We start from the raw sequence: 25,301 nt of genomic DNA, 5'->3' as shown, positions 1-25,301 counted from the left end.
AAGCCTAGGTGGCGAGCGGCCCCTCGAGTCCCGTGGGCAGCGAGTCGAGCAGGCTGCGCGTGTAGGCCTCGCGGGGCGCGTCGAAGATCTCCGCCACGGGACCCTGCTCGACCACCCGGCCGCGCTGCATCACCGAGACCGTGTGCGCGAGCTGGCGCACCAGCGCGAGGTCGTGGGAGACGAACACGTAGGTGAGGCCGAGCTCGGCCTGCAGGCGCAGCAGCACCTCCACGATGTCGGCCTGGACGGTGACGTCGAGCGCCGAGGTCGGCTCGTCCAGCACGATCACGTCGGGGCGCAGCACCAGGGCGCGCGCGATCGCGACGCGCTGCCGCTGGCCGCCCGACAGCGCCGCCGGCCTGCGTCGCACGAGGTGCTCGGCGAGCCCGACGGACCGCAGGGCCTCCCGGACCCGCTCCCGCCGCTCGGCCTTGTCGCCGACCTTGAACCGGTCGAGCGGCTCCCGCACCAGGCGCTCCACCCGCCACGTGGGGTCGAGGGACGTGAACGGGTTCTGGTAGACGAGCTGGAGGTGGCGCCGCACGGCGCGCAGCGAGGCGCCGGAGCGGCCCTGCAGCTCGTCGCCGGCCACGAGGATGCGGCCCTCGTCGGGCTGGTCCAGCCCCAGCAGCAGCCGGATCGCCGTGGTCTTGCCCGAGCCCGACTCGCCCACGAGGGCGTGGGTCGTGCCGGCCTCGACGCCGAAGGAGACGTCGTCGACGGCGCGCACGTCGCCGAACGTCTTGCTCACGGCGTCGACCTCGATCTTGGGCCCGCCCGTGGCCGCGGCCAGGCGACCCCCGCCGACGGCGCGCAGGTCGGCGTACCGGTCGGGGTTGAGGGCGGGCACGTCGGCGCGCAGCCGGCGGGTGTACGACGACGCCGGCGCGGCGAAGACGGACGCCGTGCGGCCCTGCTCCTGGACGCGGCCGTCCTTGAGCACCAGCAGCGAGTCGGCGCGCTCGGCGGCGACGGCGAGGTCGTGCGTGATGAGCAGGAGGCTGATGTCGAGGGTGCCGCGCAGCTCGGTGAGCAGGTCGAGGATGCGCTTCTGGATGGTCACGTCGAGCGCCGAGGTGGGCTCGTCGGCGACCAGCAGAGCGGGCCGGGGGAGCACGGCGAGCCCCACGAGCACGCGCTGGAGCATGCCGCCCGAGAGCTGGTGGGGGTAGGAGTCGTAGACCCGTTGCGGGTCGTCGAGCCCGACCTGGGCGAAGGTGTCCAGGACGGCCCGCGTGCGGGCGCGCGCGTCGGGCTCGTCGAGCAGCGCGGCCGCCTCCTCGGCCTGGCGCCCGATCGTGCGCACGGCGTTGAGCGAGCTCGACGGGTCCTGCGGCACGAAGCCGATCTCGCGCCCACGGAGCGGACGGAACTGCCGCTCCGGCAGGCCGAGCACCTCGCGACCGTCGAACGAGACCCGGCCGGCGGCGCGCCCGACGCCCGCCGGGAGCAGCCGGAGCAGGGCCCGGGCGATGGTCGACTTGCCGGACCCGGACTCGCCGATGAGGGCGAGGCTCTCGCCCCGGGCCAGCGAGAAGCCGACCCCGGAGACGACCTCGTGCCCGCCGTACGCGACGGAGAGGTCCTCGACCTCGAGCAGCGTCCGCGGGGGTGCGGCGACGCGCGGGCGGGGCAGGGTGGTGGTCAGTCGGTCGTGCGGAGCCATCGGCTGATCCTGTTCACGGAGAGGACGGTGGCGATCGTGACGAGGGCGGGAGCCCAGACGAGCCAGGGCGCGAGCGGGTAGTCCTTGCCGACCGAGACCAGCAGGCCCCAGTCGGAGGCGGGCGGCGGGTCGCCGTACCCGAGGAACGCGAGCCCGGCGATCACGAGGATCGAGAGCCCGAACTGCAGCACGGCCAGCTGGAGCACGGAGCGGGACGCGTTCGGCAGCACGTGCCGCAGCAGCACGTGCCAGCGCGAGCCGCCCAGCAGCAGCGACGCCTCGACGAAGACGGCGCTGCGGGTCTTCAGCACCTCGGAGCGCATCACGCGGGCGAACACGGCGACCGCCGAGACGCCCGTGGCGATGGCGGCGTTGATCGTCTCGAACCCCAGGGCGCTGACGATGACGACCGCGAGCAGGAAGCTCGGGATGGCCAGCAGCACGTCGACGAACCGGGCCAGCACGGAGTCGACGAGACCGCCGAGGAAGCCGCCGACCAGGCCGATCAGCCCACCCACGACGACGCCGATCGCCACCGCGACGAGCGCGCTCGACACCGACGAGGCGGTGCCGTGCACGACCCGGGAGAACAGGTCGCGCCCCAGGTGGTCGGTGCCGAACCAGTGCGCGGCGCTCGGGGACTGGAAGAGGTCGGCGGGCACGCCCGCGGCCGGGTCGTGGGTCGTGAAGAGCCCGGGGGCGACCGACCAGGCGACGACGAGGGCGACGACGCCGAACGAGGCCAGCACGGTGACGGGCACCCGCGTCGTACGACGCCGCGCGGCCGGGCGGGCGGCGTCGGCCGTCGGCTCCCGTTCGGGCCCGGTTGGACGGGTGACGGCGGTGACGGCGGTGACGGTCATGGTGCGACCACCTCTCGCTGGGGACGGACCGGATCGGTCGTCGGGGTCGTCGACCCGGTGCGCCGCCCGCCATCGAGCCGCACGCGCGGGTCGAGCAGCGGGTAGAGCAGGTCGGCGAGCAGGTTGACGACGACGAACACCACCGCGGCCAGGGCGACGACCGCCTGCAGCACCGGCAGGTCCTGCGTCGAGACGGAGCGCTGCACGAGGCTGCCGACGCCAGCCCGGCCGAAGATCGCCTCCGTGATCAGCGAGCCGCCGAGCAGCTCGCCCACGGTGAGGGCGATCACCGTCACCACCGGCAGCGAGGAGGGCTTGAGCAGGTGCTTCCAGAAGAGCCGCACCCGACCGAGCCCGCGGGAGCGCGCCACCGCGGCGTACTCCTGCCGCGACTCGTGGTCGAGGTTCGCGATCAGCACCTCGGCGATCTGCGCCGAGACCGGGATGCCGAGGGCCACGGCCGCCACGAAGGTGGCCAGCGGCGTCTCGGAGTCGATCACCCGGAACAGGCCGAGCTGGAACGAGAAGACCTGCAGGAGCAGCAGCCCGACGATGAAGTTCGGCACGGAGAGGAACAGCGAGGGGAACGAGCGCAGCACCTGGCCGAGGCGCGGCGGGAGGTACTGGACCGCGAACGCGAGGGCGAAGGCCAGCACGACCGCGACGACCAGGGCCGTGCCCGCCAGCCGCAGCGTCGAGGGCAGCACGTCGCCGAGCATCTGCGAGACCGGCAGGTTGGAGCGCAGCGAGACCCCGAGGTCACCGCTGAGGAAGCGGGTCAGCGACTCCCACAGCTGCACGTAGACCGGCTGGTCGAGGCCGTAGTAGGCGATGATCCGCGTGATCTCGTCCTCGGTGAAGCCGTTCTCCGGGTTGCGCAGGGTGTTGCTCACCGGGTCGCCCGGCAGCACGCTGATCACCACGAAGGTGAACACGTACGCCAGCAGCACGACCACGGCGGCCTGCAGCACCCGCCGGACGGCGTAGCGCGCGTAGTCGGAGCTCATCCGCTCACTCCTCGATCCACGCGGTGTAGAAGTTCGCGTAGGCCAGGCCGTTGTAGGAGACGCCCTGGACCCGGGGCGACTGCACGTAGAGGCGCTGCACGATCTGGGTGAGCGGCACGAAGTAGCCCTGCTCGAGCACGTAGCCCTGCAGCTCGTCGAGCAGCGGGTCGCGCTCCTCGGTCGAGCTGGCCCCGGCCACGGCCGTCGCGAGCTCGACCAGGCGGGTGTCGGACTGCCCGAGGTTGAACCAGTCCTCGCCGTTGTCCGCGTCGGTGAGCACGCCGCCGACCGTGCCGGCGTCGACGAAGCTGCGGGTGACCTCGTAGGCGGGCACCGACGGGCTGCCGAAGGCGACGCGCTCGCCGTACGTGACGACGTCGAAGGCCTGGATGTCGACGTCGACACCGAGCCGGCGCAGCTGCTGGGCGACGAGCTCGTCGACCGCCGACGAGGTGGCGAGGTAGGGGTTCGGGTGCAGCGTCAGGCTGAGCGTCTCGCCGCCCTTCGTGCGGAGGTCGTCGGCGCCGCGCACCCAGCCGGCCTCGTCGAGGAGCGCGTTGGCCGCGTCCTCGTCGTACGCGAGCTGGTCGCTGTGGTCGGTCGCGCCCGGCACGTTGCTCTGGATGAACGACTCGGCCGGCAGCCAGTCCTCGGTGTAGACGGTGGAGAGGATCTCCTCGCGGTCGATGCCGACCTGGAGGGCCTGGCGCACCCGCACGTCGTCGAACGGCGGCACCTGGGTGTTGAGCGCGTAGCCGTTGACGAAGCCCAGGTAGCGGGGAGCCGCCACCGTGAAGCCCTGCTCGGCGAAGACCGGCAGCTCCTGCGGCGAGGGGTTGTAGGCCACGTCGGCCTGGTTCGACTGCACCGCCGAGGTGCGCACCGAGGGCTCGGCGACGACCTTGTAGGTGATCGTGTCGATGCGGGCCGGGCCGGAGTGGTCGAGCGCCTCGGGCGCCCAGTCGTAGTCGTCGCGCTTCTTCAGGACGACGTTGTCGCCCTCCTTCCACGACTCCACGACGTACGGGCCGCTGCCGATGTCGTTGGCCAGGTCGGCCTGCTCGTCGGCCGGCGCCGCGATGGTGGCGGGGGAGAGGAGGATCGAGCCGTGGTAGCCCAGCGTCGGGATGAAGCCCAGGGTCGGGGCGTCGAAGGAGACGCTCACCGTGGTGGCGTCGACGGCCACGGCACCCGTGTAGGTCTTCGGGAAGAGCCCGATGGGGTTGATGCCCCGCTCGGGGTCGCCGGCGGACCAGATGTCGAGGTTGGCGACGACCGCCTCCGCGTCGAGCGGCGACCCGTCGGAGAAGGTGACGTCGTCGCGTAGGTGCAGGGTGAACTCGGTCGCGGTCTCGTTCTGCTCCCAGCTCTGCGCGACCCAGGGCGAGACGGCGCCCTCCTCGTCGACGTACACGAGCTTGTCGGTCACGTGGCCCCACACGTGCCCCTGGAAGCTGGAGATGGCGCTGTTGTTCGGGATCCACGTGTCGCCCAGGGAGTCGATGACGAACGTGAGGTCGCCGCCCTCCTGGGGCGTGCCCGACCCGGAGCCCGACGCGCCGCCCGCCGCACAGCCGCTGACGACCATGGCCGTGGCGACGACGCCGGCCGTGGCGCCGAGGGCGCGTCGCAGGAGCGACGGTCGACGGGTGCGTCGACGGGTGGTGGGGGTGGTGGTCATCGGTTCTCTCTTCTCGGGTGGACGCCCGGGGGCGGCGTGGTGGAGCCGGCGACTAGTGGGATTAGTCGATCGATCTAGTCATATATGGAGGCGGGACGGTGCCTCGTCCCGCCGACCCTAGGGGCGCACGGCGCCGGGGGTCCAAGAGCAACAGGGGATGGGAAACGATCGAGGAGTGTGATCGCCCGCGCCGTCTCAGAACGGCTCCCGGGCTCCGGCGGGCACCTACCATCGGCGGCCATGCCCTCCTCGCACCCGGCCTCGACCGAGACCAGCGCCCACTGGGGCACCTACCGGGTCGAGGTCTCCGCCGACGGCCGGGAGGTGGTCGCCGCGCGCGCGTACGACGACGACCCCGACGCCGCACCGGCCATCGGGAACGTGGTCGACGCCCACCGGCACCGCTCCCGGGTCGCCCGTCCGAGCGTGCGCCGGGCGTGGCTCGAGGACGGTCCCGGCGCCGACCCGCGACGGGGCGAGGTGGACCAGGCGTACGTCGAGGTCGACTGGCCGACGGCGCTCGACCTGGTGGCCGGCGAGCTGGAGCGGGTGCGGTCGACGTACGGCAACAGCGCGATCTTCGGCGGCTCCTACGGCTGGGGCAGCGCCGGACGCCTCCACCACGCCCAGAGCCAGCTGCACCGCTTCCTGAACCGCATCGGCGGCTACACGCGGTCGGTGAACGACTACAGCCGCGGCGCGAGCCTCGTGCTGCTGCCGCACCTCATCGGTGCGCCGGGCATGGCCGACCTGCGCAGCCGTCCGGTGTCGTGGACGCAGATCGCCGAGCACACCGACCTGCTCGTCACGTTCGGCGGGCTGCGGGCCTCCAACACCTGGGTGGTGCCCGGCGGTCACGAGCGGCACGTCGGCGCGGGCCTCGCCCGGGCCGTGGGCCGCTCGACGAGGGTGGTGAGCCTCTCCGCGCAGCGCGACGACGGGCTCCAGGACGCCGAGTGGATCGGGGTCATGCCGGCCACCGACACCGCCGTGATCCTCGCGTTGATCCACGTGCTCGTGGTGGACGGGCTCGCCGACGACGCCTTCCTCGCGCGCTACGCGGTCGGCGCCGACGAGGTGCGCCGCCACGTGCTCGGCGAGAGCGACGGGGTCCCGAAGACCCCGGAGTGGGCTGCCGCGATCTCGCGGGTGCCCGCCGGCCGGATCCGCTCCCTGGCCCACGAGATGGCCGCCGGCCGCACCCTCGTCAACGTCGTCTACGCCGTGCAGCGCGGCGAGCGCGGGGAGCAGGCGGTCTTCGCCGCCCTGACGCTGGCCGCGTTCCTCGGCCAGGTCGGCCTGCCCGGCGGTGGCTTCGCCCACGGGTTCGGGTCGATGGGCGACTACGGCGTGGGCGTCGCGGGGTCGCGGCTGCCGACGTTCCCGCAGGGCACGAACCCGGTGGGCGACTTCATCCCGTGCGCCCGCATCAGCGACCTGCTGCTGCACCCCGGCGAGGAGATCCCGTACGACGGGACGCGCCTCCGCCTGCCGGAGACCCGCCTCGCCTACTGGGCCGGCGGCAACCCGTTCCACCACCACCAGGACCTGCGCCGCCTCCGGCGGGCGCTGGCCACGCTCGACACGCTCGTCGTCCACGAGACGCACTGGACGCCCACCGCGCGCCACGCCGACATCGTGCTGCCGGTGGCCAGCAGCCTCGAGCGGGACGACCTCGCCGCGGGGGCCGGGGACACGCGCCTGCGGGCGTCCCCGCGGGCGGTCCCGCCGTACGGCGAGGCACGCGAGGAGCTGTGGATCCTCGGCCGGCTCGCGGAGCGCCTGGGCGCCGACCACGACGAGGGGCTCGACGCGCAGCAGTGGCTGGAGCGGATCTACGAGGAGTGGCGCGCGGCCCCGGGGTCGCCGCCGGCCCCGCCGTACGCCACCTTCTGGGCCGACGGCGGCGTCGACCTGCCGCGGGCGCCGTACGCGGACCCCGCGTTCACCGCCTTCCGCTCCGACCCCGATGCCCACCCGCTGGCGACGCCCAGCGGGCGGATCGAGCTCTTCTCGGAGGTGCTGGCCGGCTTCGGTCGCGACGGCCTCGCCGACGTCGACGGCCACGCGTCCTGGCGCGAGTCGCAGCAGTGGTGGGGCTCCGCGCTGGCGGCCGAGTTCGACCTGCACCTGCTGTGCAACCAGCCGTCGCACCGGCTGCACAGCCAGCACGACATGGGTGCCGCCAGCCGGTCGACCAAGGTGGCCGGCCGCGAGGCCCTGCGCGTGCACCCCGACGACGCGCGCCGCCGCGGCCTCCGCGACGGCGACCTCGCCCTCGTGCGCAGCCCCCAGGGCAGCCTGCTGGCCGGGGTCGTGGTGAGCGACGCGCTCCTGCCGGGCGTCGTCCAGATGCACACGGGCGCGTGGTTCGACCCGAGCGCGCCGGAGGTCGCGGACTGCGTCAACGGCAACGTCAACGTGCTGACCCGGGACGTCGGGACGTCGACGCTCACCCAGGCCAGCAGCGGGGCGCACGTGCTCGTGCGCGTCGAGCGGTACGACGGCCCGGTGCCGCCCGTGCGCGCGTACGAGCCGCCGCCGCTCGGGTGAGCGGCGACGGCTCGTCGGCCAGGTTGGTCGGACGGACAGGTCGGGCGGGTCGGGGGACTCAGGCGGGGGCGGCGGCGAAGCGCGCGTAGTCCTCGCCGTAGTTGCCGAGGTGCTCCGCCTGCAGCGTGCCGCGCTGCCCGGTGGCCTCGCGGTGGGCGAGCTCCTGGCGCACGAGCGGCAGCACGTGGCGGCCGTAGTCGACCGCGTCGTTGAGGGTGTCGTAGCCCCGGATCGACACGAGGTCGGCACCGCGGTCGACGTAGTCGAGGATCGCGGCGGCCACGGTCTCGGGGGAGCCGACCAGCGCGGTGGAGGCCCCGCCGGCGTTGGTGACGGCGGCGGTCTTCGTCCACAGCGCCCGGTCGTAGAGCTCCGACCGCTCGGCGAACGACAGCGCGCGCTGGGAGCCGACGTTCTGCGGCGTGCCCTGCTGGTGCTTCTGCTTGCCGAACGCCGCGCGCTCGAAGGTGGCGGCGACCTTGCCGACGTACTGGTGGGCCTTCTTCCAGGCCAGCTCGTCGGTCGCGGCGACGATCGGCCGGAAGGTCACCCAGATGCGGGGGAGCGTCGTGCGGCCGGCGGCACGGGCCAGCGCGTGCACGCGGTCGATCTCGCCGCGCAGGTCGTCGAGCGGCTCGCCCCAGAAGCTGAAGATGTCCGCCTTCTCGCCGCCGACGGCGAACGCCTCGTCGGACTGGCCGCCGATCGAGATCGGGATGCTGTCGCCGTACGGCGCGAAGCCCGGCCCGAAGTCGTCGAACCGGAAGAACTCGCCGTCGTGGCTGAACGGCGCCGGCTCGGTCCAGGCGCGGCGCAGCAGGTCGACGTACTCGCTCGTGCGCGCGTAGCGACGGTCCTTCGGCAGGTAGTCGCCCTGGCGGGCCTGCTCGGCGTCGCTGCCCCCGGAGATGAGGTGGACGACCGCGCGGCCCTCGGTCAGCTGGTCGAGGGTCGCGAGCTTCTGGGCGGCCACCAGCGGGAAGGTCGTGTTCGGGCGCAGGGCCACGATCGGCTTGAGGTGCTCGGTGAGCTGGCCGACCGCGGAGGCGACGACGAACGAGTCGGCGGTGCTCGAGCCGTAGGGCAGGAGCGTGTAGTCGTAGCCGCCCTCCTCGAGCGCGGCCACGTAGCGACGGAAGTAGGCGAGGTCGATGCCGCGGCTCGGCACCGGCTCCAGCTCGGTCGACGGGTTGAGGTGGGAGAGGCTGATGAACTCGACCTTCCGGGCCGCGGTGGCGGGCAGGGCGGGGTCGAAGGACGGGACGGTGCTCAATCTGGGCTCCGAGCGCTCGGGGGAGGCTGGTCCTCCAGGTGCTCCGACGCTAGGGGCGCGACGACGGCGGGGTCCAAGACGAGTCCGCGATGCCCACCGATCGGTGGGGCTTATGCGTCGGGAGGGCAGTTCGTGACGACGGTCACCGGTCCTGTTCACCCCCGTGAGTGAACGGGGCGTTAATTCGAAAGTTTCTCTGGTCTAGACCAAACGCCGTGCCACCTCGTGGCGAACCCCTTGCATGAGCGGCCCCGAGAACACTGTTCGACGCCCGATCGCAACCCCGCCCGACCAGCACCTCCGCAGCACCGAGAACGACACGCGCAGCACCCACGATCCCGCGGCTCGCACCGTGGTGGTCATCCCCACCTACAACGAGATCGAGAACCTGGGCGACATCGTCGCGCGCACCCTCTGGGCCGATCCCTCCCTCCACGTCCTCGTCGTCGACGACGACAGCCCCGACGGCACCGGTCGGCTCGCCGACGAGCTCGCCGACCTCCACCGTGGCCGTGTCCACGTGCTCCACCGCACCGCCAAGGAGGGCCTCGGCGCGGCGTACCTCGCCGGCTTCGCCTGGGCCCTCGACCACGCGTACGACGTGGTCGGCGAGATGGACGCCGACGGCTCCCACCAGCCCGAGCAGCTGCCCCGCCTGATGGCGGCGCTCGGCGAGGCCGACCTCGTGCTCGGCTCCCGCTGGGTGCCCGGCGGCGGCGTCGAGAACTGGCCGCTGCACCGCCTCCTCATCTCCCGGGGCGGCAACGCCTACGTGCGCCGCGCGCTCCGCGTGCCCCTCGGTGACGCCACCGGCGGGTTCCGGCTCTTCCGGGCCTCCACCCTGCGCGCCATCGACCTGCGCGGCGTGGAGTCCCAGGGCTACTGCTTCCAGGTGGACCTCGCGCGCCGCGTGCTCCAGGCGGGCCTACGGGTGCGCGAGGTGCCGATCGACTTCCGCGAGCGCGAGCTCGGCGCCAGCAAGATGACCGGCTCGATCGTGCGGGAGGCGCTCTGGCGCGTCACCGCCTGGGGCGTCAGCGACCGCGTGCACCGCCGCGGCCGCGCCCGCGTCCTGGTGCCGGCCTCCCCGATCGTCCAGGTGCCCGCGCACCACTAGCCCGCTCGACCCCTCGTCACCGTCCTCGGACGCACCGCCGCGTCCGTCGGGCACTTCTGCACGTCCACATCGGCGCGCCTGCGTGCGCCCCCACGGCGCACCGCCGCGCCTGCCCGGACCGACGTCGTCGTACGTCGTGCCTCCCGTTCCACCACCGCCCAGCACCCAGGAGCACTCTGTGCCACCGCCTGCCCGCGGCGTCCTCCGGCGTCCCCTGCTCACCGCCCTCACCTCGTCCCTCACCCTCGCCGCCCTCGCGGTGCCCACCGTCGTGCTCGCCGGCAGTGCCGCGGCGCAGGACGAGCCCGTCTTCCCGCCCGGCCAGGAGGCACCGGCGCCGGTCACCCCGGCGCCCGACGTGCCGACCCCCGTGCCCACCGACGACGGCGGCCTCTCCCTCTGGGGGGCCATCGGCATCGGCGGGCTCGTGGCGGTCTCGCTCGCGCTGACCGTCGTGGCCGTCACCACCCTCTGGTGGATGCTGCACGCCTGGCGCAGCACCGACTCGCTCGACGCGACGAGCTTCTCGCGCACCCCGCTCGAGCCGCAGCACCGGTTCTCGCTGCTCGTGCCCGCCCGGCACGAGGAGCTCGTGCTCGGCCACACGCTCGACCGGCTCGCGTCCTCGGACCACCCGGACTTCGAGATCATCGTGATCATCGGGCACGACGACCCCGGCACCGAGGCCGTCGCGCGCGCCGCCGAGGCCCGGCACCCCGACCTGATCCAGGTCGTGATCGACCACAGCGTGCCGAAGAACAAGCCGAAGGGCATGAACACCGCCCTGCCGTACGTCACCGGCGACGTCGTCGGTGTCTTCGACGCCGAGGACGAGGTGCACCCGCACCTGCTGCGCCTCGTCGACTCGCGCTTCACCGAGACCGGCGCCAACCTCGTGCAGGGCGGCGTGCAGCTGATGAACGTGCAGACGACCTGGTGGTCGCTGCGCAACTGCCTCGAGTACTACTTCTGGTTCCGCAGCCGCCTGCACTTCCACGCCGAGGCGCGGTTCATCCCGCTCGGCGGCAACACGGTGTTCGTGCAGACCGACCTGCTGCGCGAGGCCGGCGGCTGGGACGGCGAGTGCCTCGCCGAGGACTGCGAGCTCGGCGTCCGCCTCTCCACCCAGGGCGCGCGCGTCGCGGTGGCCTACGACCCCGAGGTCGTCACCCGCGAGGAGACGCCCGGCACCCTGACGTCCCTGTTCAAGCAGCGCACGCGCTGGAGCCAGGGCTTCCTGCAGGTGCTCCGCAAGGGCGCCTGGAAGCAGCTGCCCACGTTCCGCCAGCGGGCCCTGGCCCGCTACACGCTCGCCATGCCCTTCCTGCAGGCCTTCACCGGCCTGATGATCCCGGTCTCGATCGCCCTCGTGCTGTTCGCGAAGGTGCCCGTGGTCGTGGCGCTGGTGACGTTCCTGCCCGTCGTGCCGACCCTGATCACCCTCACCGTCGAGGCGGCCGGCCTCGGTGAGTTCGGCCGCACGTACGGCGTGAAGATCCGCGCCCGCGACTACGTGCGGCTCGCCCTCGGCACGTTCCCCTACCAGGTGTTCCTCGCCGCAGCGGCCGTCCGCGCCGCCTGGCGCGAGCTGCGGGGCGACGGCTCGTGGGAGAAGACCGAGCACTCGGGCGCCCACATCGAGGCGCCGTCCAGCACCAGCACCGCCGGCGTCGACGCGAGCGCCGACTTCCCGGCCCGCGCCGCCGCGACCGCGGTGGCCGACCCGACCCGTACCGCCAGCGAGATGGAGGTGACCCGATGACGGTCGTCCTGGAACGCGCGCCCGCGCGCGACGAGTCCGAGCCCGCCCGCCCGATCGGCGGCACCGAACAGCCGGCCCGGCCCTCGCGCCGTACGCGCCTCGTCGGCGCGCTGCGCACCCACCGCACGTCGATCCTCTGGGTCGTCCCGCTCCTCGCGATCACGGCCGCGGCCCGCCTCGTCAACCTCGGCGGCACGCCGCAGCGCATCGACGACGAGGGCACGTACGTCGCCCAGGCCTACGCGGTCGAGCGCTTCGGCGAGCTCGCGCACTACACCTACTGGTACGACCACCCGCCGCTCGGCTGGATCCAGATCGCCGGCTACACCTGGCTCACGGGTGGCTTCGACCGGTACGAGGTCGCCGTGCTCGCCGGTCGCGAGGCCATGGTCGTCGCCGCCGTCGTCTCGGCCGGCCTGCTGTGGCTGCTCGGCCGTCGTCTCGGCCTCGGGCGCCCCGCCGCCGCGGTCGCCGTGCTGCTCTTCGCGCTCTCGCCCCTCGCGGTGCAGTTCACGAAGACGGTCTACCTCGACAACGTCGCGACCCCCTGGGTGCTGGCGGCCTTCGTCCTGGCCCTGACGCGGCGCAACCAGCTGCTCGCCTTCGCCGGCGCGGCCACCTGCTTCGCGATCGCGGTGCTGACCAAGGAGACGATGCTGCTCCTGCTGCCGTTCCTCGTCTGGCAGCTGCTGCGCTCGGCCCACCCGAGCACGCGGCGCTACACGCTGTCGGTCTCGGCCGCGCTGCTCACGCTCATGGGCGTCGCCTACCTCGTGTTCGCGCTCGTCAAGGGCGAGCTGACGCCGGGCGAGGACCGCGTGAGCCTGTGGGAGGGCATCGCGTTCCAGCTCTTCACCCGCGACTCCAGCGGCAGCGTGTTCGACGGCTCCACGCAGGCCGGCCTGACGGCCAGCACGTGGCTGACGCTGGACGCGGCGCTCCTCGTCGGCGGCTCGATCGCCGCCGTCGTGGGCCTGGCCGTCCGACGTCTCCGCCCGTACGCCGCGGCGTACCTCCTGATGCTCGCCGTCATGTTCCGCCCGGGTTACCTGCCCGTGCCGTTCGTCATCGCGATGCTCCCGTTCGCCGCCCTGCTGGTGGCCGGGGTGCTCGAGGCCGGCCTCCGCCGGTTCGACCGCTCGGGCGCACGGCTCAGCCGCGCCAACGGCCTCGCCGGCACCGCCGCCGTGGCGGGTCTCGTCGGGCTCGTCGCGATCGCGTCCCTGTGGCCTGGCCAGCTGCGCGGTCTGTGGAACTCGGACCTCGACGAGCCGCTGCGCGACGCCCAGTCGTGGGCGATCGCCAACCTCGACGACGACGACCGGATCCTCGTGGACGACGCCGTCTGGGTCGACCTCGTCGCCGGCGGGCTGCCGCGCGAGCAGGTGGTCTGGTACTACAAGGCCGACACCGACGCCGACGTCTCCGACCTCACGCCCAACGGGTGGCAGGACTACGACTACGTGCTCGTCACCGAGGGCATGCGGCAGGGCGCCGGCACGGCCCCGACGGTCGACCAGGCCCGCGAGAACAGCGTGCGGGTGGCGTCGTTCGGCGAGGGCGACGAGACCGTCGAGCTGCTCCGGGTCCTCCCGGACGGCACCGACGCCTTCTACGCCAGCGACTACGGCGACGGCCTCGCCCGCGGTGCCGCCGGTGCGGCCCTGACCGACAACGCCAGCCTCTCCTTCGCCGGCGAGACCGCCGGTCAGCTGATCGACGGCCAGGTCGACGCCCGCGTCGTCACGCTGCTCGCCCAGCTGTCGGGCGAGCACGAGATCGGCGTCGCCGCGTTCCCGCAGGTCGACGGCGAGCAGACGGGCGAGCTGCCCCGACGCACGCTGGAGATCTCGTCGGTCGACGGCGAGCCCGTCACGGGCGACGCCGCCACCGAGCTGCTCGAGGGCATCCGGGAGCAGACCGGCGTCTACACCCCGCAGACCGCGGAGCTCGACGGCGACCGCCTCGTCGTCCGCTACGAGGTCGCCGGCCCCGAGAACCTGCTGCCGGCGGTGCAGGAGTGACGCGCCGTCCGCCGCACCCCGACCACCCACGTCCCTCCGACCGTTCCGACGAGACCTCCTCACGACCCACCTCGACCAGGAGAACCGCCATGAACCAGTCCCACCTCCCGACCACCCGCCGTACGCCCCTCGGGCGCACCGCCGCCGTCTCGACCCTCCTCGGTCTGACGGCCGCGCTGGCCCTGGGCACCGCCGGGGCCGCGACCGCCGCCCCGGCCGCGACCGCCTCCGGCGCCGCGACCGCCCCCAGCGCCGCGCCGGCGGACGCCGACACCGGCTGGGTCCGTGCCGGCCACCTCTCGCCGGCGACCGCCAAGGCCGACATCACGCTCACCCCGTTCGCGGGTGGCGACCCCGTCACCATCGAGGGCGTCGAGTTCAGCGACATCACCGACTACGCCCGCGTGCCCGTGGGCATCTACACCCTTGCGATCCGCCCGGCGGGCGAGCCCGAGGCGCTGCCGATGGTCTCGGCCACGGTCCGGGTCGACCCCGGCACCGCCTCGACGGTCATCGCGACCGGCGAGGAGGGCCCGGTCGACGTGCAGGTCATCAACGACGACCTCACGCCGCCCGCCGACGGCGAGGCCAAGGTGCGCCTCATCTCCGCGGCCAGCACGACCGAGCCCGTCACCGCCTCGGTCGTCGACGGACCGGTGCTCGCTGCCGACGTGACCACCGGCTCGGCGACCGGGTACGCCGAGGTTGCCGCCCAGACCTGGGACATCGACGTCATGGCCGGCGACGCCGCCGCTCCGGCGAGCATGGTGCCGGTCGAGGCCGGGGGCGTCTACACGCTCCTCGTGCTCGGCAACGACGACGACGGCCTCACGCTCTCCGCGGTGCAGGACAGCGCGGGCAGCGAGATGATGCCGACCGGTGGCGTCGACACCGGCGCGGGTGGTCTCGCCGAGGACGCAGGCTCCTCCGCCCCGGCCACCTCGACCACCCCGGCCGTGCTGGCCGGCGGTGCGCTCCTGCTCGCGGGTGCCGCGTTCGGTGCGACGCGCCTGCGTCGCGAGCGGATCTGATGAGGGGCAGGACGCGCGTCGTCGCTGCCGCCGCCGTCGTGCTGCTGGCCGCGTTGGCCACGGTCGCCGGCGTACGCCTGCTGGGTGACGGTGCGGGTGGCGGTGCCGACGGCCGGGGAGACGACCGGGCCACGGGCGACCGCTCGACCGACCTCGCCGACGCCGACAGCCGGCAGGCGGCGGAGGAGTTCTTCGCGACGTACGTCGAGGCCGACGGCCGCGTCGTGCGCACCGACCAGGGCGGCGACACGGTGAGCGAGGGCCAGGCCTACGGCATGCTCATCGCCGCCGCCACGGGCGACCGCGACGGCTTCGACCGCGTGTGGCAGTGGACGCAGGACGAGCTGCTGCGCGACGACGGCCTGCTCAGCTGGCGCTGGGACCAGGGCGCGGTCGTGGACGAGTCGTCCGCGACCGACGCGGACCTCGACGCCGCCCGGGCGCTCGTCGTGGCCGCCGAGGTGTTCGACGACCCGGACCTGCGCGACCAGGGCGTCGCGCTCGGCGACGCGATCCTCGACCACGCCACGGCCCGCACCCCCGACGGGCTGGTGCTCGTCGCGGGGCAGTGGGCGACCACGTCGCCGTACGCGTTCAACCCCAGCTACGTGTCCCCGGCCGCCACGGCCGTCCTGGCCGAGGCCTCCGGCGACGCCCGCTGGACCGAGCTGGACGCCGGCTCCCGGGCCGCGATCGACCAGCTGGTGGCCGACGGCCTGCTGCCGGCGGACTGGGCGCAGGTCGCCGAGGACGGCGGCAGCTACCCCGTCGAGGGACCCAACGGGGAGCCCGTGCAGTTCGGGTACGACGGCGCGCGGACCCTCCTGCGGCACGCCGAGTCGTGCGCACCGGACGACCGCGAGCTGGCGGCCGACCTGGTCGTCCTGCTCGGCGCGGGGGAGGCCGTCGCGACGTATGACATCGGCGGCGGCCCGACGACGGAGGACGGCAGCCCGCTGATGTCGGTGGCCCAGGCCGCCGGGCTGGCGGCCGGTGAGGACGCCGACGGTGCGCGCACCGCGATCGACCGGGCCCTGGCCGAGGCCGACACGAACCCGACCTACTACGGCGACGCGTGGGCCGTGCTCGGCCCGCTCATGCTCACCGACGACGCGCTCGGTGGCTGCCCGCCGCTGGAGGCGGCGTGAGGCGCCGGCGCGGCGCCGGGCTCCTCGGTGCCGCGCTCGCCGTGGCCGTGCTCTCCGGCTGCGGCGCGGCCTCCGACGACGTCGGGGACGGGGCCGCTCCGGCCTCCCCGTCGGCCTCCGGGTCGTCGACCGCCGATGCCGGAGGGGAGCCCGCCGGCGAGCGCGAGCTGCTCGAGATCGAGTCGCGCGAGGTCGCCGAGCCGACGACCGTGCGCATCCCGTCGCTCGACATCGTCAGCGACGGCCTCGACCCGCTCGAGGTCGTCGACGACGGCACCCTGGAGACGCCGCCCGAGTGGGACGTCGCCGGGTGGTACGCCGGGGGACCCCGCCCGGGCGAGGTCGGCCCCGCCGTCGTGGCGGGCCACGTCGACTCGCCCACCGGACCGGCCGTGTTCACGGGCCTCGAGGAGATCGAGGTGGGCGCCAGCGTCGAGGTCGAGGACGCCGACGGGGTCGTGCACGAGTTCCGGGTCGACCGGCTCGCGTCGTTCCCCCGCGACGACTTCCCGACCGAGGGCGTCTACGGACCCACCCCGGACGCCCAGCTGCGTCTCATCACCTGCGACGGCGCCTACGACGCCGAGCGCGGCTACACCGACAACCTGATCGTCTACGCAACGGCGGTGACCCCATGACCGGAACGACCGAGCTCTCCGCACCCCGCGAGCTGGCCCAGCGGCTCGACCTGACCACTGGCCTGCGCACGGGCCAGCGCCTGCTCGCCCGCTTCGGGGTGATCGGTGCCCTCGCCTTCGTCGTCGACGTCGGCACCTTCAACCTGCTGCGCCACGCCGTGGAGCTGGGGCCCCTGACCTCCAAGACGCTCGCCGTCGTGGTGGCCACGACCTTCGCGTTCCTCGGCAACCGCTCGTGGACGTTCGGGGAACGCGAACGGGGTTCCGCCTCCCGGGCCTACCTGCTCTTCTTCGCGGCGAACGGCGTCGCCCTCGTCATCGCGCTGGTGTGCCTCGGGTTCACCTCCTACGTGCTGGGCCTGACCTCGCCGCTCGCGGAGAACATCTCGTCCAACGTCGTCGGGATCGGGCTCGGCACCCTCTTCCGGTTCTGGGCCTACCAGCGGTGGGTGTTCCCGGAGTAGGGGTCTCGGGCACCGGACTAGACATGGTGTGCGTCACGCGCCGACGTCCTTCCGGTCGGCGGGCGGGCGGTCGATGCTGGTCACGAGGCGTCATCTCGGGCTCCCTCCCAGGGCTCCGTCGTCTCGCGCCACCCGCCGTACCGTCCGCTGACCCATCCGCCGTCCCGCCTTCCCTCCCGGAGAGTGCAGACGATGAGCAGGAGCCACCACCACGACTCCCTGGAGGCGCGCCGTCGCCGTCAGGTCCTGCAGTACGTCGCGCTGGGGGTGATGGTCGTCGTCACGCTCGCCCTGCTCGCGGCGGCGCTGCGCTGGGGGTGAGCCGGTCGGGGCGGGCGCGAAGGTGCCGGTGTCGGTCCCGGCTGGCACTGTGGCCTCCATGGACGAGCTCGTACGACGCCGCACGGCCGCGCAGGCCCTCCTCGACGCGCTCGTCGCGGCCGACCCCGACGGCGGTGGTGACGTCGACGAGGCGGCCGTGACCCGTGCGCTGGAGGGTGCCGGGCTGTCGCGCGGCACGTTCGCCGAGGCCGCGCCCGTGCTCGGGGGCGCGCTCGACGTGCTGACCGCCTGCGTCCAACTCATCGCCTACAGCCGCGGCGCCGACGTGGGCTCCGTGGTGGAGGTGCTGCGTACCCACCTCGACGAGACCGTGTACGACGCCGGCCTGCCGTCGTGGGACGACAGCTGAGCCTGCCTCGCTGAGCCCCGTCAGCCGAGCGGGCGGCGCGCGACCGTCAGCACGTGCGTGACCGGCCAGTCGAGCGCCTCGCCCGTGCCTGCGTCGAGCAGCTCGGCGGTGGGACCGAAGCGGTGCTCCGCGAGCCAGTCGTTGCGCCAGGCCGTCGTGGTCGGGTCGAGAGTGAAGCCGACGTCCGTGAGCACGGTGCGCCAGTCCGCCATCGAGAGCCCGCAGAACTGCTCGTGGCACTCGCTGAGCCAGTTGTCGGCGTAGTCCTTCGTGGTCAGGAACTCCATCGCGTCCGCGAGCCGCAGCCGCCAGGTCGGGGTCTCGTCGGCCTGCCGCGCGGCCGTGAACGGCCCGCCCGACAGGCGCGGGAAGTCGTGGGCGAACTGGATCATCCGGCCGGCCGTCGACAGGCTCCCGACGTACGCCGCCACCTCGTCGGCGGTGAGGTCGTCGAGGTCCTCGCGGGCCGCGTCCGGGGTGGCGCCGTCGTCGGTGCGCAGCCGCAGCAGCACCTCCCGGTCGGGCTCGTCCGGACCCAGCACGTCGGAGTTCACCCACACGCCGCCCACGCGGGTGTGGTCGTGCACGCGGCGGGCGAACGCCTCGACGTCGGCGCGGCCGTCGCCGTACGAGTAGACCTCGTGGGTGAGCGCGACCGTGACGGTGGAGTCGACCGAGCCCAGCGGCATGACCGGGCCGTTGAGGATGTTGGCGCGCACGAACCAGATGTTCGGGTTGGCGAACACCCCGGTGGCCTTCTTGTGCTCCGCCTCGTCGAGGAGGGGGCGGGCGATGTCGACGCCGAAGAGGTCCGACTCGGCGAAGCGGGCGTCCTCCGCGACGCACTCGAGCAGGCCGCCCGTGGCGCAGCCGATGTCGACGACCCGCCCGGGCTCCAGGAGCGGACCGACCTGCTCGTACTTGCGGGCCGACGCCGTCTGGAACGACGCCGCGTAGGTGCGGTAGTCGCGCGTGGTGGTGAGGTCGCCCTCGCTGGAGACGACGGGATCGGCGAAGAGCTCGGTGACGAGGTCGGGCACGCCGTACCGCTCGTAGTGCGCGACCGTCTCCGGGTGCGCGATCAGACGCCAGGTCTCGTCGCCCTCGGCCAGCCGCTGCACGACCTCCCACGGGCGGGCCGGCTGCTCGGCCGGGGTCTCGTCGACGGCGTCCTCGACGCCGACCACCGTGAAGCCGAGGGCGCGGTAGGAGTCGGCGACCGCGGGCGTCGAGCACGCGACCACCGTGTGGCCGGGCGCCGGCGCCGGGCGGTGGGGGAGCGCGGTGGCGACGGTCGTCACGACGAGCGCGGCGAACCGGGGGTGCTGGGGCACGTCGGGCACCGGCACGACGAGGCTCGGCAGCGGCGCCGTCGCCGAGACCCGCTCGACGAGCGACTCGCGCCGGTGGCCGGGCAGGGGGTTGCGTCGGGTCCACGCGTGGTTGGCGGACGTCACCGGCCACACGACCACGGCGTCCTCGGCCACCGGCACCAGCTCTCCGGCGTCGTCGACGACCGTGCCCGCCAGGAGCCGCTGGAGGAAGTCGACCTGGAACGCGGTGACCGCGTGATGGCGGCCCGGGAACAGCACCTCGGTGAACGTCACGGGGCAACTCTGTCACCCCGCGGGGCGGTGCGTTCCGGGGTGGTGGAGGGGGGCCCGCGCGCCCGGCTCTCGGTGGTGGAGGAGCGAGCTCCAGCGAGCGTCTGGAGACCAGGCTCTCGCCTCGGTGGTTGAGGGGGCCGTCTGCGGCCCGCGGTGGTTGAGGAGCGAGCGCCAGCGAGTATCTCGAAACCACGCCTCTCGGTGGTGGAGGAGCGAGCGCCAGCGAGTGTCTCGAAACCACGCCTCGGAGCTGTCCACAGGGGGTCGATCGAGCGCCCGGCGTTGTCGGTGGTCGCGCCTAGCGTTGGTGTCATGACGGGGGTCCGGGCGGGAGCGCAGAGCGGCACGGTCGGTGTGCATCCATGGGTCGCGTGCGTGGCCGAGCTCGGGGGAGCATTGGACCGGTTGGCGGGGTCGGGGGTCGACCCGGACTGGCTGGACACATCGGCCAAGCGCGTTGTGCTGGTCGAGCTGGCGCGGATCGGGGAACGGGTCGCGGCGCTGCGGCTCCGGGTCCTCTCGGGTGCGTCCGACGTCGCCGCCGCGGACGGAGCCCGCTCGGCGGGGGCGTGGCTGGCGCACGCGACCCGGCAGGACCCAGGGCGGTTGCGGTTCGAGGAACGCCTCGCCGGCCGGCTCGAGTCGTACGACGTGACGCGGGTGGCTCTGGGGTCGGGTGAGGTCTCGTTGGGGCACGCGGCCGCGGTCCTCGATGCGTTGGACGAGCTGCCCGACGATCTCGCCCCGGACGTGGTGGCCCGCGCCGAGGCGCACCTGCTGGTCGAGTGCGCGGACTTCACCCCGAAGCAGGTCCGACGCCTGGGCCGTCACCTGCTGCGGGTGGTCGCCCCCGAGCGGGCGGACGCCCACGAGGAGGCGGTGCTGAACGCGGAGGAGGCCCGGGCACGGGTCCGGACCCGGTTGACGTTGTCACCCCAGGGCGACGGCACCACGAGGATCACCGGGCTGATCCCGGACTTGTCCGCGGCGGTGCTGTCGCGGGCGTTGGAGGCGTACACGAGCCCGCGCCGCGACCACCACAGTGCTGACACCGCAACGACGGCTGACCCGAGTGACGGGCAGCGGATCCCCGCCGAGGTACGCCGCGGTCAGGCGTTCTGCGCCCTGGTCGAGCACCTCCCGGTCGACGGGCTCCCGATCCAGGGCGGCTCCCCGGTCGCCGTGGTCGCCACCGTCGAGCTCGACAAGCTCACCGAGAGCCTCGGTGCGGTCACCCTGGACACCGGTGGTGGGATCTCCGCCGCCCAGGCCCGCCGCCTGGCGTGCCAGCACGCGCTCATTCCGGCCGTCATGGGCGGCGCCTCGGTCCCGCTCGACCTCGGCCGCAGTGCCCGTCTCTTCAGCCACCACCAGGCCCGGGCCCACGCTGTCGGGCATCCTGAGTGCCAGACCGAGGGCTGCGACATCCCCGCCGCCTGGTGCGAACGCCACCACCGCAACCCGTGGAACACGGGCGGACCCACCGACATGGCCAACCTCGTCCTGCTGTGCGCCCATCACCACCACCGCGCCCACGACCCGACGTACGCGACCACCTGGAGCGAGGCCGGCGCCGTCACCTTCCACCGGCGCACGTGAGGGAGCCGACGCACGTGGCGCGTGGCGGAGGAGGCGCTCCCACCCCGAGATGGCGTAGAAAGCCTCTCGACGTGTGGTGGACGCCCGCGTCGGGAGGAGGCATCCGGTGGTCGAACGCGTCAGCTTCGCGAGCTCGGTCGGACCCGTGCTGGGCGGGCGGATCGATCCGCCCCAGGGCGAGGTCCGGGGGTGGGGCGTGTTCGTGCACGGCTTCACGCTCGGCAAGGACAGTCCGGCCGCCGCGCGGATCTGCAAGCAGCTGGCCAGCGAGGGCATCGGCATGCTCCGCTTCGACGCGCTCGGGCTGGGTGACTCCGAGGGCGACTGGGGCGACGGGTCGTTCACCGTGAAGGTGGCCGACACCCGCCGCGCGATCGAGCACATGGCGGAGCGCGGTACCCCGGCCGACCTCGTCGTGGGCCACTCGTGGGGCGGGGCGGCCGCCATCGCCGCGACCGCGGACGGCGCCGAGGTGCGAGCCGTCGCCAGTGTCGGCGCGCCTGCCGACCCGAGCCACGCGGAGCACCAGTACGACGCGCTCGTCGACCGCGTGATGGCCGAGGGCCACACGGAGTGGCTGGTCGGCGGTCGGGCGCTCACGCTCAAGCGTGCCTTCGTCGAGGACGTGCGGGCCGCCGACCTCGAGGGCCGCATCGGTGCCCTCGGCCGGCCGCTGCTCGTGATGCACTCGCCGACCGACGACACCGTCGGCATCGCCAACGCGAGCGAGATCTTCAACCAGGCCCGCCACCCGCGCAGCTTCGTCTCCCTCGAGGGCGCCGACCACCTGCTGACGGCACCCGGCCAGGCCCAGCGCGCCGGTCGGATCGTCAGCGCCTGGGCGGACCCCTACCTCACGGGCCCCGCCAGCGACTGAGCGACCGGCGGTGCCGCGGGGAGCCGCGGGGCACCGTCGACCGCCACGCTCCGAGGCGGACCGACCGCGGCCGTGCGCACGTCGCGAGGGCTCAGCCCGTCGACACCTTGAGGGTGCGCATCTTGGCGTAGAGCGTGGTGCGGGAGATCCCGAGCTCGGCGGCCGCGCGGACCTTGTTGCCGTCGTGGTCGCGCAGGGCGGCGACGATGGCGTCGCGCTCGGCGCGCTCCATGGCGGCGAGGCTGCGGGGGGCGGCGGAGGTGCGGTACTGCTCGGGGAGGTCGGCGGGCATGACCGCGCCGGTACGGCGGACGCCGAGCACGTGGGTGACCACGGCGCGCAGCTCGCGGAGGTTGCCGGGCCAGCGCTGGGCGGCCAGGGCGACGACGGTGGCGGGCGCGAGGTGGAGCGAGGGGTCGGCGTCGGCCTCGCGGAGCATGCGGGCGACGAGGTCGGGGATCTCGGTGGTGCGGTCGGCGAGCGGGGTCAGCTCCTCGCGGCGGGTGCAGGCGGCGGCCAGGGCCGCGGCGCTCCCGGTGAGGGTGCCGAGGGGGCCGGCGACGAGCACGATCCGGGGCTCGTGGCCGCTGTCGAGGTGCGCGGCGACGAGGTCGACGAGCGGTGCGGGGAGCAGGTCGACGCCGTCGACCACCACGGAGCCCTGCCCCGCCCGCAGGCGCGAGGTGAGGTCGGCGGCCCACGCCGGCACGCCGTCCATGAGGGCCGCGGCAGCAGTGAGCACGGTGACGGGGGCGGCGGTCGTGGTGGCGGTCGTGGCGGCGATCTCCCGAGCGCGGGTGCTGCGACCCGTGCCGGGCTCGCCGACGACGAGCACGGGTTCGGTCGTGGGCGAGCGGCCGGTGCCGGCCCCGGCCCCGCGACCGGTCGACGGGGGAGCGGTGCGCCGTACCCGCGCGGGCTCGAGCTGGAAGAGCGACCCGCCGCTGCCGCCGGCCGGGCGGCTGCTGCGCACGGAGACCTCGTCCCCGGACTCGAGGCGGAGGTCGACGACGCCGTCGGCGGGACCGGTGCCGTCGACGGCGAGCATGCGCAGCAGTGCGATGTCGGTCGGGCTCAGGCGGTCGGCGGCGGCGCGGTTGGTCATCACGAGGTCCTCGCCGATCGCGACCACCGGTCGACGTCGCGACGCCGACGCCTGGAACGCGGCGAGCAGGTGCTTCTGCGAGACCCGGCTGCCGTCGAGCAGGCGCTGCTCGATCTCCTCGACCGCCCGGGCCACCAGGGGCGCGAGCAGCGGGCTGGCGTGGAGGGTGAGCGCCGAGATGTCGAGCACGCCCTCGACCCGCTTCGTCACGGGGTGCTTGACGGGGTGCCCGTAGCAGCTGAAGCCACGCAGGGGCACGGCGAAGTGCTCGGCGCCGTGGACGTTGATGGGCGCCTGGGTCTCGAGCACGGTGCCCAGCGCGTTGGTGCCGACCGCGTCCTCGAGCAGGCTCGCGCCGATGTCGACGGCCAGCGCGTCCATGGCGCGCCGGGGCCGGGCGTGGCCGCACCAGCGGTGGGCCACCCGACCCTCGCGGTCGACGAGCAGGGTGCTGAAGGCGGTGTCGCGGAGGCGCCCGTCGAGGTCGTCGAGCACCGGGCGGGCGGCGGTGAGCAGGGCGCTGCCGAGGTCGACGTCGGCGTGCGAGATGTTGCCGGCCGCGGAGGAGGGCTCGAGGCCCGCGAGGTTCGCGCGGTGCCAGGAGGCGGCGATCGGCTCGCGCAGGGAGCTCACGGCGCTCCTCTCGTCCAGCGGCACGGCGGTGTGTCCTCGGTCACACTAGCCCGGACCGCCCGCACGCCGTACCCCCTCGGGAGCGGCTCCTAGCCCAGCCAGCGCCGCGCCTCGGCGCGCAGCTCGCGCCGGCGGTCGTCCGCGAGCCGGTCGAGGGAGCGCACCGCCATCGACGTGCGGGGGTTGGCGGCGAAGCCGTCGCGGTGGTCGTCGACGAACTGCCAGTAGAGGGAGTCCCAGGCGAGCGTCCAGTCGCCGGTCGGGAGGTCGCTCATCTTGCGCAGGTAGTTGCTGCCCGAGACGTAGGGCTTCGTCGTCAGCTCCTCCGCCACGGCGAACTGGCTCATCGCGTAGACGTTCGGCACCATCACCCAGTCGTAGGCGTCGACGAAGAGCGCGCTGAACCACTCGTGGACCTCGTCGGGGTCGGTGCGCAGCAGCAGCATGGCGTTGCCGAGCACCATCAGCCGCTCGATGTGGTGGCACCAGCCGTGCTCGAGCACCCGGGCCACCACCGTGTCGACGGGCAGCAGACCGGTGGTGCCGTCCCACCACCCCGGGTCGAGGTCGCGGGTCAGCCCGAGGCGGTTGCGGGTGCGCATCTGCCGTCCGCGGGTCACGTACGCGCCGCGCATGTACTCCCGCCAGCCGATCAGCTGCCGCACGAAGCCCTCGAGGCTGTTCAGCGGCACGTCGTGCGACGCCGCGTGGTCGAGCACGGTGCTCAGCACGTCGCGCGGCTCGAGCAGCCCGCAGTTGATCATCGGGCTCAGCGCGGAGTGGAACAGCCAGGTCTCGTCGGTGGCGATGGAGTCCTCGTAGGGCCCGAACCGCTCCAGCCGGTCGGTGCAGAACCGCTCCAGCCAGCGCTGCGCCTGGCCGCGGCTCGTCGGCCAGCGGAAGCCCTCGGGGTCGCCGGGGTGGTCGGGGAACTCGGCGGCCACCCAGGCGATGGCGTCGCGGACGTGGTCGTCGCGACGCAGCCGGGGCAGCTCGGGCAGCTCGGGCGCGTCACGACGCGGCCAGGGCCGGCGGTTCTCCTCGTCGTACGACCACTGGCCCCCGACGGGGCGGTCGCCCTCCATCAGCACGTCGAGCCGACGTCGCTGCCAGGCGTAGAAGTTCGCCATCCGTGGCTGCCGGCCGCGGAACTGGGCGCGTACCTGCTCGTCGGTGGTGAGGAAGGCGGGGGTCTCGTGCCAGGTCAGCGGCACGCCCGCGGCCTCGGCGACCCGCCGGAGGTCGCGCCCCAGCCAGTCGTCGACCACGTCGTACGCCGACAGCTCCGTCGCCCCGACCTCGTCGAGCAGGGTCACGAGCTGGTCGTGCGTGGGCGTGTCGGCGCGGCTCTCGACGTACGTCGTGCGGTGGCCCCGCTCCCGCAGCTCGGCCTCGAGGCGGCGCATCGACGCGCGGTGCAGGACCAGCTTGTGCGTGTGGAAGGCGTACTGCCGGAAGAACAGGTCGGGCTCGACGAGCACGACCAGGTCGGCGTCGGACGTGAGCTGCTCGACGAAGAGCTGGTGGGGGCAGACGAGGCGGACGTGCACGCCGCCAGCATG

General features: G+C 73.9%; 20 protein-coding genes. 12 read left to right on the top strand and 8 right to left on the bottom strand.

Annotated features, from left to right (window positions below):
• Window positions 1-4: 4 nt before the first annotated feature.
• From K329_RS26620 to K329_RS0112680, 4 genes are read right to left on the bottom strand one after another with little or no spacing between them, the layout of a single operon-like run.
• Window positions 5-1,666, bottom strand: a complete 1,662-nt coding sequence (locus tag K329_RS26620) for a dipeptide ABC transporter ATP-binding protein (RefSeq protein ID WP_043643391.1) — start codon at window positions 1,664-1,666, stop codon at window positions 5-7.
• The gene (locus tag K329_RS0112690) at window positions 1,645-2,529 is read right to left on the bottom strand and encodes an ABC transporter permease (RefSeq protein WP_028473330.1); all 885 of its coding nucleotides are present in this window, start codon (window positions 2,527-2,529) and stop codon (window positions 1,645-1,647) included. The genes K329_RS26620 and K329_RS0112690 overlap by 22 nt, the downstream gene beginning before the upstream one ends.
• A complete protein-coding gene (locus tag K329_RS0112685; protein WP_028473329.1) occupies window positions 2,526-3,536 on the bottom strand; it encodes an ABC transporter permease in 1,011 nt (336 codons plus the stop codon). The genes K329_RS0112690 and K329_RS0112685 overlap by 4 nt, the downstream gene beginning before the upstream one ends.
• A 4-nt stretch (window positions 3,537-3,540) precedes the next feature.
• A complete protein-coding gene (locus tag K329_RS0112680; RefSeq protein WP_052336833.1) occupies window positions 3,541-5,217 on the bottom strand; it encodes an ABC transporter substrate-binding protein in 1,677 nt (558 codons plus the stop codon).
• A gap of 240 nt (window positions 5,218-5,457) precedes the next feature.
• Between K329_RS0112680 and K329_RS0112675 the strand changes: the two genes are divergently transcribed.
• On the top strand, window positions 5,458-7,770 hold the full coding sequence (locus tag K329_RS0112675) for a molybdopterin-dependent oxidoreductase (RefSeq protein ID WP_028473327.1): 2,313 nt from the start codon (window positions 5,458-5,460) through the stop codon (window positions 7,768-7,770).
• Between the two features lie 58 nt (window positions 7,771-7,828).
• Here K329_RS0112675 and K329_RS0112670 read toward each other — a convergent pair whose 3' ends face one another.
• Window positions 7,829-9,043, bottom strand: coding sequence for an LLM class flavin-dependent oxidoreductase (locus tag K329_RS0112670; protein ID WP_028473326.1), 1,215 nt, complete (start codon window positions 9,041-9,043; stop codon window positions 7,829-7,831).
• A gap of 241 nt (window positions 9,044-9,284) precedes the next feature.
• Between K329_RS0112670 and K329_RS26615 the strand changes: the two genes are divergently transcribed.
• The 9 genes from K329_RS26615 (at window position 9,285) to K329_RS0112625 (ending at window position 17,918) form a co-directional block, all read left to right on the top strand.
• Window positions 9,285-10,160, top strand: a complete 876-nt coding sequence (locus K329_RS26615) for a polyprenol monophosphomannose synthase (protein WP_084541259.1) — start codon at window positions 9,285-9,287, stop codon at window positions 10,158-10,160.
• A 178-nt stretch (window positions 10,161-10,338) separates the two neighbouring features.
• Window positions 10,339-11,922: a glycosyltransferase gene (locus K329_RS0112660; protein WP_211225845.1), complete on the top strand. Its 1,584-nt coding sequence runs from the start codon at window positions 10,339-10,341 to the stop codon at window positions 11,920-11,922.
• A complete protein-coding gene (locus tag K329_RS26610; protein WP_052336832.1) occupies window positions 11,919-13,946 on the top strand; it encodes a glycosyltransferase family 39 protein in 2,028 nt (675 codons plus the stop codon). The genes K329_RS0112660 and K329_RS26610 overlap by 4 nt, the downstream gene beginning before the upstream one ends.
• Window positions 13,947-14,035: 89 nt before the next feature.
• Window positions 14,036-14,977 (top strand): DUF4397 domain-containing protein, encoded by a 942-nt coding sequence (locus K329_RS0112650; RefSeq protein WP_028473324.1) that lies wholly within the window; start codon window positions 14,036-14,038, stop codon window positions 14,975-14,977.
• Entirely contained in the window at window positions 14,977-16,125 is a 1,149-nt protein-coding gene (locus K329_RS26605) for a family 8 glycosyl hydrolase (protein ID WP_052336831.1), read from the top strand. Before K329_RS0112650 ends, K329_RS26605 begins: the two co-directional genes overlap by 1 nt.
• On the top strand, window positions 16,122-16,763 hold the full coding sequence (locus K329_RS26600; RefSeq protein WP_043643387.1) for a class F sortase: 642 nt from the start codon (window positions 16,122-16,124) through the stop codon (window positions 16,761-16,763). The genes K329_RS26605 and K329_RS26600 overlap by 4 nt, the downstream gene beginning before the upstream one ends.
• Window positions 16,760-17,227, top strand: a complete 468-nt coding sequence (locus K329_RS26595; protein WP_084541258.1) for a GtrA family protein — start codon at window positions 16,760-16,762, stop codon at window positions 17,225-17,227. The genes K329_RS26600 and K329_RS26595 overlap by 4 nt, the downstream gene beginning before the upstream one ends.
• A 192-nt stretch (window positions 17,228-17,419) precedes the next feature.
• Window positions 17,420-17,548, top strand: coding sequence for a hypothetical protein (locus K329_RS31935; protein WP_281169814.1), 129 nt, complete (start codon window positions 17,420-17,422; stop codon window positions 17,546-17,548).
• 58 nt (window positions 17,549-17,606) lie between these two features.
• Complete coding sequence (locus K329_RS0112625) at window positions 17,607-17,918, top strand: hypothetical protein (RefSeq protein ID WP_028473323.1); 312 nt, start codon at window positions 17,607-17,609, stop codon at window positions 17,916-17,918.
• A 20-nt stretch (window positions 17,919-17,938) separates the two neighbouring features.
• Here the strand turns inward: K329_RS0112625 and K329_RS0112620 are convergent, their stop codons facing one another.
• Window positions 17,939-19,525, bottom strand: a complete 1,587-nt coding sequence (locus tag K329_RS0112620) for a class I SAM-dependent methyltransferase (protein ID WP_028473322.1) — start codon at window positions 19,523-19,525, stop codon at window positions 17,939-17,941.
• Window positions 19,526-19,837: 312 nt separating this feature from the next.
• On the opposite strand from K329_RS0112620, the gene K329_RS0112615 reads away from it, so the two are divergent.
• Both K329_RS0112615 and K329_RS0112610 read left to right on the top strand, forming a co-directional pair.
• Window positions 19,838-21,124 carry an HNH endonuclease signature motif containing protein gene (locus tag K329_RS0112615; protein WP_043643384.1) on the top strand — a complete coding sequence of 429 codons (1,287 nt, stop codon included), beginning with the start codon at window positions 19,838-19,840 and terminating at the stop codon, window positions 21,122-21,124.
• Window positions 21,125-21,230: 106 nt separating this feature from the next.
• The gene (locus K329_RS0112610) at window positions 21,231-22,001 is read left to right on the top strand and encodes an alpha/beta hydrolase family protein (RefSeq protein WP_028473320.1); all 771 of its coding nucleotides are present in this window, start codon (window positions 21,231-21,233) and stop codon (window positions 21,999-22,001) included.
• A 91-nt stretch (window positions 22,002-22,092) separates the two neighbouring features.
• Here K329_RS0112610 and K329_RS31930 read toward each other — a convergent pair whose 3' ends face one another.
• Together K329_RS31930 and K329_RS26590 are read right to left on the bottom strand one after the other, a co-directional pair.
• Window positions 22,093-23,739 carry a sigma-54-dependent Fis family transcriptional regulator gene (locus K329_RS31930; protein ID WP_052336866.1) on the bottom strand — a complete coding sequence of 549 codons (1,647 nt, stop codon included), beginning with the start codon at window positions 23,737-23,739 and terminating at the stop codon, window positions 22,093-22,095.
• 89 nt (window positions 23,740-23,828) lie between these two features.
• On the bottom strand, window positions 23,829-25,289 hold the full coding sequence (locus K329_RS26590) for a cryptochrome/photolyase family protein (protein WP_043643380.1): 1,461 nt from the start codon (window positions 25,287-25,289) through the stop codon (window positions 23,829-23,831).
• Window positions 25,290-25,301: the final 12 nt, after the last annotated feature.

The organism is Nocardioides alkalitolerans DSM 16699 (assembly GCF_000426525.1).
In the GTDB taxonomy this organism is placed as follows: Bacteria; Actinomycetota; Actinomycetes; order Propionibacteriales; family Nocardioidaceae; genus Nocardioides; species Nocardioides alkalitolerans.
The sequence above is the reverse complement of the archived record's forward strand: the minus strand, read 5'-3'. Positions and strand labels throughout refer to the sequence as shown.